The organism is Pseudomonas sp. B6001, from assembly GCF_013386015.1.
Classification (GTDB): Bacteria; Pseudomonadota; Gammaproteobacteria; order Pseudomonadales; family Pseudomonadaceae; genus Aquipseudomonas.
On sequence record NZ_JACAOX010000038.1, the window covers coordinates 40,607 to 50,621 of the forward strand.

Annotated in this window: 8 protein-coding genes; all 8 read left to right on the plus strand. The window is 61.9% G+C overall.

Going from position 1 to position 10,015, the window contains the following annotated elements; all coding sequences use genetic code 11:
* Positions 1-121 precede the first annotated feature (121 nt).
* On the plus strand, positions 122-2,563 hold the full coding sequence (locus tag HX821_RS28205) for a penicillin acylase family protein (RefSeq protein ID WP_177037038.1): 2,442 nt from the start codon (positions 122-124) through the stop codon (positions 2,561-2,563).
* Positions 2,564-2,795: 232 nt separating this feature from the next.
* Entirely contained in the window at positions 2,796-3,800 is a 1,005-nt protein-coding gene (locus HX821_RS28210; protein ID WP_003213671.1) for a ligase-associated DNA damage response exonuclease, read from the plus strand.
* The gene (locus tag HX821_RS28215) at positions 3,797-5,431 is read left to right on the plus strand and encodes an ATP-dependent DNA ligase (RefSeq protein ID WP_177037041.1); all 1,635 of its coding nucleotides are present in this window, start codon (positions 3,797-3,799) and stop codon (positions 5,429-5,431) included. Before HX821_RS28210 ends, HX821_RS28215 begins: the two co-directional genes overlap by 4 nt.
* Before the next feature lie 329 nt (positions 5,432-5,760).
* Positions 5,761-6,540 carry a transporter substrate-binding domain-containing protein gene (locus tag HX821_RS28220; RefSeq protein ID WP_177023308.1) on the plus strand — a complete coding sequence of 260 codons (780 nt, stop codon included), beginning with the start codon at positions 5,761-5,763 and terminating at the stop codon, positions 6,538-6,540.
* 57 nt (positions 6,541-6,597) lie between these two features.
* The gene (locus HX821_RS28225; protein ID WP_134325837.1) at positions 6,598-7,326 is read left to right on the plus strand and encodes an ABC transporter permease; all 729 of its coding nucleotides are present in this window, start codon (positions 6,598-6,600) and stop codon (positions 7,324-7,326) included.
* A complete protein-coding gene (locus HX821_RS28230; protein WP_003209532.1) occupies positions 7,323-8,033 on the plus strand; it encodes an ABC transporter permease in 711 nt (236 codons plus the stop codon). The genes HX821_RS28225 and HX821_RS28230 overlap by 4 nt, the downstream gene beginning before the upstream one ends.
* A gap of 9 nt (positions 8,034-8,042) precedes the next feature.
* A complete protein-coding gene (locus tag HX821_RS28235) occupies positions 8,043-9,161 on the plus strand; it encodes a succinylglutamate desuccinylase/aspartoacylase family protein (protein WP_003209530.1) in 1,119 nt (372 codons plus the stop codon).
* Between the two features lie 13 nt (positions 9,162-9,174).
* A complete protein-coding gene (locus HX821_RS28240; RefSeq protein ID WP_003209529.1) occupies positions 9,175-9,939 on the plus strand; it encodes an ABC transporter ATP-binding protein in 765 nt (254 codons plus the stop codon).
* The last annotated feature ends 76 nt before the right edge of the window (positions 9,940-10,015 follow it).

Sequence of the window (10,015 nt, forward strand, 5' to 3'; positions counted from 1 at the left end):
TTGTGCCCGACTGGAAACCTTACGCAAATCCTGAAATAAGCATCGCCTCCCGCTTGCGTCGTTTCGCCGCGCTCACTAACGTAGCGCCTTTACTGACGCTACCCCCCGCAGGAGCTTTGCCATGGCCTCGCCAGCCCTCTCACATTTTCTTCCCCGGTTCGGCGTTGCCGCGGCAATTGCCAGTGCCTTGGGCCTGGCCGGTTGCCAGTTACAGAGCACCCAAGACACCCTGCCTCCGGTTTCCGGCGTACAGCCGATCAAGGGCCTGGCGCAGAACGTTTCGGTGCGCCGCAACAGCCAGGGCATCCCGCTGATTGAAAGCAGCACCTTCCACGATGCGCTGTTCACCCTGGGCTACGTGCACGCCAGCGACCGCATCACCCAGATGGTCACCCTGCGCCTGCTGGCCCAGGGCCGCCTGGCGGAAATGTCCGGGCCGGATGTGCTGGATGTCGACCGTTTCATGCGGGCGGTCAACCTGCGCAAAAGCGCCGGCGAGCTGTATAACGCCTCGTCGCCGCGCCTCAAGCGCTTCTTTGAAGTGTATGCGCGCGGGGTCAACGCCTACCTGTTCCGCTACCGCGACAAGCTGCCGCCAGACCTGGCCCAGACTGGCTACAAGCCTGAATACTGGAAGCCGGAAGATTCGGCGCTGCTGTTCTGCCTGCTGAATTTCAGCGAGTCGACCAACTTGCAGGAAGAGCTGTCGTCATTGGTGCTCGCGCAAAAAGTCGGTGCCGACAAACTCGCCTGGCTGACCCCGAGCTACCCGGATGAACCGCTGCCAGTGGCCGAGTCCGACAAGCTCAAGGGCATCAACCTGGGCCAGATCCCGGGCCTCGCTGCGCTGACCAGCCTCAGCGAGCACCTCGGCACCCTCAACACCCTGGGCACGTCCAGCTCCAGCAACTGGGCGATCGGCCCGCAGCGCAGCCGCAGCAACAAGAGCCTGCTGGCCAATGACCTGTCGACCTCGATGCAGGCTCCGTCGCTGTGGAACTACGTGCAGATCCGCTCGCCGAAATACCAGGCCGCCGGTGTGTCCATCGCCGGTTTGCCAACCCTGCTTTCCGGCTTCAACGGCAAGGTGGCCTGGAGCATGAGCCAGGTCTCGGGTGACACCCAGGACGTCTTCCTGGAGAAGGTCAAGCGCCAGGGCAACGCGCTGTACTACGAAAACAACGGCAAATGGCTGCCCGCCATAGTGCGCAATGAAACCTACTTCGCCAAGGGCCAGCGGCCGATTCGCGAAGCGGTGTACGAAACCCGCCACGGGCCGCTGCTCAACAGTGCCCAGTCGCTGACCAGCGGCTACGGCCTGGCGTTGCAAACCGCCGATTTCAAGGACGACAAGAGCCTGGACGCGTTCTTCGACCTGTCCCGTGCGCAAACCGCCGGTAAAGCGTCTGACGCCACCCGGGAAATTCGCGCAATTGCCTTGAACATGGTCTTCGCCGACGCCAGCAGCATTGGCTGGCAAGTGACCGGGCGGTTCCCCAACCGCCGTGAAGGCGAAGGCCTGGTGCCATCGCCGGGCTGGGACGGGCGTTTCGACTGGGATGGCTACGCCGACGCGATGCTGCACCCCTACGATCAGGACCCGGCCCAGGGTTGGATCGGCACGGCCAACCAGCGCACCATTCCCCGTGGCTACGGCATGCAACTGTCCAACTCGTGGGCCGCGCCGGAACGCGCCGAACGTATCGCGCAACTGGCCGGCAGCGGCAAGCATGACAGCCGCAGCATGATTGCCATGCAGTACGACCAGACCACCACGTTTGCCGCCAAGCTCAAGAGCATGTTCCAGGCGCCGGGCATGGTCCAGCCGCTGAAACAGGCGATCGATGGATTGCCGGTGGCAGACCAGGCCAAGGCGCGGGAAGCACTGGGCCGCCTGATGGCCTTTGACGGTCGGCTGGCATCCACCTCCGCCGACGCGGCGATTTATGAGTTGTTCCTGCAGGAAAGCGCCAAGCAGATTTTCCTCGACGAACTCGGTCCGGAAAACAGCGCCACCTGGAAAGCCTTTATCGGTAACGCCAACCTGTCGTACTCGGCGGTGGCCGACCACCTGCTGGGGCGCGAAGACAGCCCGTTCTGGAATGACGCCCGCACCGGGCAGAAAACCGACAAACCGGCGATCCTCGCCCGCAGCCTGGCCGCCGCGATCACCGCAGGCGACAGCGCGCTGGGCGCCGATCACAAGGCCTGGCAGTGGGGCAAACTGCACAGCTACACCTGGAAGAACACCAGCGGCCAGGCCATTCGCGGCCCACTGGCCGCGGGCGGCGATCACAACACGCTGAACAGCGCACCGTATAGCTGGGGCCAGAGTTTCGACACGACCCAGGTGCCGGCGCTGCGGATGATTGTCGACTTCGGCCTGGCGGAACCGATGATGGGCCAAAGCGGCATCGGCCAATCCGGCAACCCGGCCAGCCCGAACTATGCCAATGGCATCGACCCGTGGCTGAAGGCGCAATACCTGAGCTTCCCGATGCAGCCGCAGAACTTTGACGGGGTGTACGGGAAGACGCGGTTGACGCTGGTGCCGGGCAAGTAACCCGGTTTCCCAGCCTCAACCGGATCAAAATGTGGGAGCGGGCTTGCTGTGGTGAGCGGGCTTGCCCCGCGTTGGGCTGCGAAGCAGCCCCATCAATCTGTGGTGAACCCGACGGGGGACAAGCCCCCTCACCACAGCAAGCCCGCTCCCACATTTGATTGCATGCATTCCGATAGAACTTCTCCACCCGCCCTCGCCTCATAATTAACAAGCCCACCTCCACGGCACGCCCATGGACCTTGTTATCGCCCGGCCCGAAGGCCTCTACTGCCCCGCCGGGGATTTCTACATCGACCCCTGGCGCCCGGTGGAACGTTCGGTCATCACCCACGCCCACGGCGACCACGCCCGCACCGGCAACCAACACTACCTGGCCGCCGCCCCCGGCGAAGGCATCCTGCGCTCGCGCCTCGGCCAGGACATCAACCTGCAAACCCTGGCCTACGGCGAAAGCCTGCGCCACCACGGCGTCACCTTGAGTTTCCACCCCGCCGGCCATGTCCTCGGCTCCGCCCAGGTGCGCCTGGAATACCAGGGTGAAGTCTGGGTCGCCTCCGGCGACTATAAAGTCGAGCCCGACGGCACCTGCGCGCCGTTCGAACCGGTGCGCTGCCATACGTTTATCACCGAATCGACCTTCGGCCTGCCGATCTACCGCTGGCAGCCCCAGGCGCAGATTTTTGCCGGGATCAACGACTGGTGGCAGGCCAATATCGCCGCCGGCAAGGCCAGCGTGTTGTTCTGTTACTCCTTCGGCAAAGCCCAGCGGATTCTCCACGGCATCGACGCCAGCATCGGCCCGATCCTCAGCCATGGCGCGGTCGAACCCTTGAACCGGGTGTACCGCGAAGCTGGCATCTATATCCCTGAAACCCTCTACGCAGGCGACTTCAAAAAGACCGACCCTTTGTTGCGCCAGGCCCTGATCATCGCCCCGCCCTCCGCCGGTGGCAGCACCTGGATGCGCCGCTTCGGCGACTACAGTGACGCCTTCGCCAGCGGCTGGATGCGCCTGCGCGGAACCCGGCGTCGGCGCGGCGTGGATCGCGGCTTTGTGCTCTCGGACCACGCCGATTGGCCCGGACTGTTATGGGCCATTGAGCAAACCGGTGCCGAGCGGGTAATGGTCACCCACGGTTCTGTGGGCGTATTGGTCAGGCACCTGCGGGAAAAGGGCCTGGATGCCCAGGGATTCACCACCGAATACGGCGATGACGAAGAGGAGGCCACGTCATGAAAGCCTTCGCCGAGCTGTACGCCAACCTCGACGCCACCACCTCCAGCAACGCCAAGCTCGCCGCCTTGCAGGCTTATTTCCTACAGGCGCCCGCGGAAGATGCTGCGTGGGCGGTGTACTTTTTATCCGGCGGCCGGCCCCGACAACTGGTGCCCACCCGGTTGCTGCGGGACATGGCCACCGAAGCCGCGAGCATTGAGCCGTGGCTGTTCGAAGAGAGTTATCAGTCGGTAGGCGACCTGGCGGAAACCATTTCCCTGCTGTTACCGGAATCGCCCCACACCTCGGACGATGGTCTGGCCGTGTGGCTGGAAGAAAAACTCCTGCCCTTGCGTGGCCTGCCGCCAGAAGAACTGGCAGAACGCCTGCCCGCGTTGTGGGCACAGCTGGATCAGCCGAGCCTGATGCTCTGCATCAAGCTGATCACCGGCAGCTTCCGGGTCGGTGTGTCGAAGTTGCTGGTCACCCGCGCCCTGGCCGCCATGGCCGGGCTGGACAGCAAACGCGTGGCCCAGCGGCTGGTGGGCTACACCGACCTGTCGAACCGTCCGACGGCCGAAGGCTATTTGAAGCTGATTGCCGCCGAATCGTCCGACGAACACGCCCAGCGTGGCGGGCAGCCTTATCCGTTTTTCCTGGCCCATGGCCTGGCCCAGCCGGTGGAACAGTTCGATGCCTTGCTCGGCTCCCCTGCTGACTGGCAAGTGGAATGGAAGTGGGACGGTATCCGCGCACAACTGGTCAAGCGCGAAGGCCGCTTGTGGGTCTGGTCTCGGGGCGAAGAACTGGTCACCGAGCGCTTTCCGGAGCTTCATGACCTGGAAAACAGCCTGCCCGATGGCACGGTGATCGACGGCGAAATCGTGGTGTGGAAGGACTCGGTGCAACCCTTCGCCCTGCTGCAACAGCGCATTGGCCGCAAGACCCTGGGCAAGAAAATCCTCGAAGACGCGCCGGTCGCCGTGCTGGCTTATGACCTGCTGGAACACCACGGCGAAGACTGGCGCAACCACACCCAGGCCGAACGCCGGGCGCAACTGGAGCTGGTGGTCAGCGACTGCGACCAGCCAACATTGCGCACGTCGCCATTGCTGATCGGCGATAGCTGGCAAGACTTGGCAGAGCAGCGTGAGGCGTCTCGCAGCCTGGGCGTGGAAGGCATGATGCTCAAGGCCCGGGACGGGCTCTACGGCGTGGGCCGGACCAAGGACATGGGCGTGTGGTGGAAGTGGAAAGTCGACCCGTTCAGCGTCGATGCGGTGTTGATCTACGCCCAGCGCGGCCATGGCCGGCGCGCCAGCCTGTACAGCGACTACACCTTTGCGGTGTGGGACGGCCCGCCCGGTACTGAGCGTACGTTGGTGCCGTTCGCCAAGGCGTATTCGGGGCTGACCGATGAGGAAATGCGCAAGGTCGACGCCATCGTGCGCAAGACCACCGTGGAGAAATTCGGCCCGGTCAGCAGCGTCACGCCGAGCATGGTGTTTGAACTGGGTTTTGAAGGGATTGCCCTGTCCAAGCGGCACAAGAGCGGAATTGCGGTGCGTTTCCCGAGGATGTTGCGCTGGCGCCAGGACAAGGCCGTCGAGGAAGCCGACAACCTGGCGACCCTGCAGGATTTACTGGCCTGACACGCCTCTCACGAACGCCACCGATCAATGTGGGAGCGGGCTTGCTCGCGAAGGCGGTGGATCAGTCACCAGATGTATTGACTGGCACACCGCCTTCGCGAGCAAGCCCGCTCCCACATTTGAAAACCTCACACGCCCCAAAATAAGGCATAGATTTATCAATGCCCATTTTCGGGCATTTCCTACTGGCACAACTCCTTAATCTCACCTTTTAAAACGACCATTCGGAACTATGGTGCAGAAATTGCTACTTGAGTCCGGTCTGACACCGTTCAGTAACAGTCCTAACCGCGCCACAAGCGCTTATCTTGGTTTCCAGGGATTACATAATGAAAAAAGCATTGCTGACCCTTTCTGCACTGGCTCTGTGCATGGCCGCCGGTTCCGCGCTGGCCAAGGAATACAAGGAATTGCGTTTTGGTGTCGATCCGTCCTACGCGCCATTTGAGTCTAAAGCCGCTGACGGCAGCCTGGTGGGCTTCGATATCGACCTGGGCAATGCCATCTGTGCCGAGCTGAAGGTCAAGTGCAAGTGGGTCGAAAGTGATTTCGACGGCATGATTCCAGGCCTCAACGCCAACAAGTTTGACGGCGTGATTTCCTCGATGACCGTGACCGAAGCCCGTGAAAAGGCGATCGACTTCTCCAACGAGCTGTTCTCCGGCCCAACTTCCCTGGTGTTCAAAAAGGGCGCGAACTACTCCACGCCTGAGTCCCTGAAGGGTAAAACCGTGGGCTACGAGCAAGGCACCATCCAGGAAGCCTACGCCAAGGCCGTACTGGACAAGGCCGGTGTCACCACCAAGGCCTACGCCAACCAGGACCAGGTGTACGCCGACCTGACTTCCGGCCGCCTGGACGCTTCCGTGCAGGACATGCTGCAAGCCGAACTGGGCTTTTTGAAGTCGCCAGCCGGTGCTGACTACGAAGTCAGCAAGGCCATCGACGATCCACTGCTGCCGTCCAAAACTGCGGTCGGTATCAAAAAAGGTAACAAAGACCTCAAGGCCTTGTTGGATAAAGGTATCAAAGCGTTACACGATGATGGCACCTACGCCACCATCCAGAAGAAACACTTTGGCGATCTGAACCTGTACAGCGGCAAATAATGCCTGGGGCGCCCTTCCTCTGGAGGGGCGCTTTTTTATCGCCATAGGTCCTGATTTATGTTCGAAGATCTTTTGCAAACCCTGGGGCTCAGTGCCTTCAGCTTGAAGGGTTTCGGCCCGCTGTTGCTGCAAGGCACCTGGATGACCGTCAAGTTGTCGGTGTTCTCCCTGGCCGTCAGCGTGTTGCTGGGCCTGCTCGGGGCTACTGCCAAACTGTCCAGCCTGCCGTTCCTGCGGATTCCCGCGCAGATCTACACCACCCTGATTCGCGGCGTGCCCGACCTGGTGCTGATGCTGCTGATTTTCTACAGCCTGCAAATCTGGCTGACCAGCTTTACCGACTTTATGGAATGGGACTACATCGAGATCGACCCATTCAGCGCAGGGGTGATCACCCTGGGCTTTATCTACGGTGCGTATTTCACCGAGACCTTTCGCGGCGCGATCCTCGCCGTGCCCCGTGGCCAGTTGGAGGCCGCCACGGCCTACGGGCTCACGCGTGGCCAGCGGTTTCGCTTCGTGACCTTCCCGCAGATGATGCGCTTCGCCCTGCCGGGCATTAACAACAACTGGTGCGTGATGCTCAAGGCCACCGCCCTGGTGTCGATCATCGGCCTGGCCGACCTGGTCAAGGCCGCGCAGGATGCCGGCAAGAGTACTTATCAGCTGTTCTATTTCCTGGTGATCGCCGCGTTTATCTACCTGTTGATCACCAGCGCGTCCAACTTCGTCCTGCGCCGCCTCGAACGGCGCTACTCCGCAGGCTCCCGGGAGGCAGTGCGATGATCGAACTTATCCAGCAATACTGGCGCCCCTTCCTTTATAGCGACGGCCAGCACATCACCGGGCTGGCCATGACGATGTGGCTGCTCAGCGCGTCGATCTTCATCGGCTTCCTGGTATCGATCCCGCTGTCCATTGCGCGGGTGTCGCGCAATCGCTGGGTACGCTGGCCGGTGCAGTTCTACACCTACCTGTTTCGCGGCACGCCGCTGTATATCCAGTTGCTGATTTGCTACACCGGGATCTACAGCATCGCGGCGGTTCGCGCGCAGCCGGTGCTGGACGCGTTCTTTCGTGATGCGATGAACTGCACGATTCTCGCCTTCGCCCTCAACACCTGCGCCTACACCACGGAGATTTTTGCCGGGGCGATCCGCAGCATGGCCCACGGCGAAGTCGAAGCGGCGAAAGCCTACGGCCTCAGCGGCTGGAAGCTGTATGCCTACGTGATCATGCCGTCGGCCCTGCGCCGCTCGCTGCCGTACTACAGTAATGAAGTGATCCTGATGCTGCACTCGACGACGGTGGCCTTCACCGCGACCATCCCGGATATCCTGAAAGTCGCCCGGGACGCCAACTCGGCCACCTACATGACCTTTCAATCATTCGGTATCGCTGCGCTGATCTACCTGACCGTGACCTTTGCCCTGGTCGGTCTGTTTCGTCTGGCGGAGCGTCGCTGGTTGGCCTTTCTCGGCCCCAGCCACTAAGGAGCCTTCATGCGTCATCAGATTCATCCACTTGTGGCGCCGGTGCCGGGCACGGAGCGACAAATCCACAGTTTCCACTTCGGGCCGGAGCAGGCCGAAGGCAAGGTCTACATCCAGTCGTCACTGCACGCCGACGAATTGCCGGGCATGCTGGTGGCCTGGCACTTGAAGGCGCGCCTGGCGGAGCTGGCTGCGGCCGGCCGCCTGCGCAGCGAGATCGTGCTGGTGCCGATCGCCAACCCGACCGGCCTGGAACAGGTGTTGATGGACATCCCCCTGGGCCGCTACGAGCTGGAAAGCGGGCAGAACTTCAACCGCCTGTTTGTCGACCTGTCCGACGAGGTTGGCAATCAAGTCGAAGGCCTGCTGGGAGATGATCCTGCGCACAACGTCGAACTGATCCGCGATGCGCTGACCATGGCCCTGGCGGCGCAAACGCCCGTCACACAACTGGAATCCCAACGCCTGGTGCTGCAACGCCTGGCGTGTGATGCCGACATGGTGCTGGACCTGCACTGCGACTTCGAAGCCGTTGCACACCTGTACACCACCCCCGAGGCGTGGCCGCAGGTGGAGCCGCTGGCGCGCTATATCGGTTCGGAAGCCAGCCTGTTGGCTACCGATTCCGGTGGGCAGTCGTTCGATGAGTGTTTCACGCTGGTGTGGTGGCAATTGCAACAACGGTTTGGCGAGCGCTTCCCGATTCCGATGGGCAGCTTTTCGGTGACCGTCGAGTTGCGCGGCCAGGGCGACGTCAACCACGGCCTGGCCAGCCTCGACTGCCAGGCGATCATCGATTACCTGATTCACTTCGGCGCAATCAGCGGCGAGCCGGCACCGCTACCGGAATTGCCCTACCCCGCCACACCGCTGGCGGGCGTCGAGCCGGTGGCCACACCCGTGGGCGGCTTGCTGGTATTCAGCGCGCTGCCTGGGGAATACGTGGACGCCGGGCAACTGATCGCCGAAATCATCGACCCCATTTCCGACCGCGTAACGCCAGTGCATTGCCGCAATGCCGGGCTGCTTTACGCTCGTTCGCTGCGGCGCATGGCCACTGCCGGGATGGTCATTGCCCATGTCGCAGGCACTGAAGCCTATCGCAGCGGCTACCTACTTTCGCCTTGAGGATGCACGCCCCATGTACAAATTGACCGTTGAAGGCCTGCATAAAAGCTATGGCGACAATGAGGTGCTCAAAGGTGTCTCGCTCAAGGCCAAGACCGGTGATGTGATCAGCTTGATCGGCGCCAGTGGCTCGGGCAAGAGTACCTTTTTGCGTTGTATCAATTTTCTTGAACAGCCGAATGATGGCGCGATGACGCTGGATGGGCAGCAGATTCGCATGGTCAGTGACCGCCATGGGATGCGCGTGGCGGATGATGCTGAGTTGCAGCGCCTGCGTACGCGGTTGGCGATGGTGTTTCAGCATTTCAATCTGTGGAGCCACATGAGTGTGCTGGAGAACATCACCATGGCGCCGCGCCGGGTGCTGGGTTGCAGCAAGAAGGACGCCGAGGATCGCGCTCGCCGGTATCTGGACAAGGTTGGGTTGCCGGCGCGGGTGGCCGGTCAATATCCGGCGTTTTTGTCGGGTGGCCAGCAACAGCGGGTGGCGATTGCCCGGGCGCTGGCGATGGAGCCAGAGGTGATGCTGTTTGACGAGCCGACTTCGGCGCTGGACCCGGAGTTGGTGGGTGAGGTGTTGAAGGTGATCCAGGGTCTGGCTGAGGAAGGCCGGACGATGATCATGGTGACCCATGAGATGAGCTTTGCGCGCAAGGTGTCGAGCCAGGTGCTGTTTTTGCACAAGGGGTTGGTGGAGGAACAGGGTGCGCCGGAGGATGTGCTGGGTAATCCGAAGAGCGAGCGGTTGCAGCAGTTTTTGAGTGGGAATTTGAAGTAGCCCGCAGGGGTTGGGTGTATATCCGTTATTTAGGTAACGGCCACTTATGGTTCCGCTCTTACAGCGGCTCACTTTT

What these genes read in the sequence shown, in the direction of transcription:
- HX821_RS28205 (WP_177037038.1), top strand. Translation starts at nt 122, where the DNA reads ATGGCCTCGCCAGCCCTCTCACATTTTCTTCCCCGGTTCGGCGTTGCC.
- HX821_RS28210 (WP_003213671.1), top strand. Translation starts at nt 2,796, where the DNA reads ATGGACCTTGTTATCGCCCGGCCCGAAGGCCTCTACTGCCCCGCCGGG.
- HX821_RS28215 (WP_177037041.1), top strand. Translation starts at nt 3,797, where the DNA reads ATGAAAGCCTTCGCCGAGCTGTACGCCAACCTCGACGCCACCACCTCC.
- HX821_RS28220 (WP_177023308.1), top strand. Translation starts at nt 5,761, where the DNA reads ATGAAAAAAGCATTGCTGACCCTTTCTGCACTGGCTCTGTGCATGGCC.
- HX821_RS28225 (WP_134325837.1), top strand. Translation starts at nt 6,598, where the DNA reads ATGTTCGAAGATCTTTTGCAAACCCTGGGGCTCAGTGCCTTCAGCTTG.
- HX821_RS28230 (WP_003209532.1), top strand. Translation starts at nt 7,323, where the DNA reads ATGATCGAACTTATCCAGCAATACTGGCGCCCCTTCCTTTATAGCGAC.
- HX821_RS28235 (WP_003209530.1), top strand. Translation starts at nt 8,043, where the DNA reads ATGCGTCATCAGATTCATCCACTTGTGGCGCCGGTGCCGGGCACGGAG.
- HX821_RS28240 (WP_003209529.1), top strand. Translation starts at nt 9,175, where the DNA reads ATGTACAAATTGACCGTTGAAGGCCTGCATAAAAGCTATGGCGACAAT.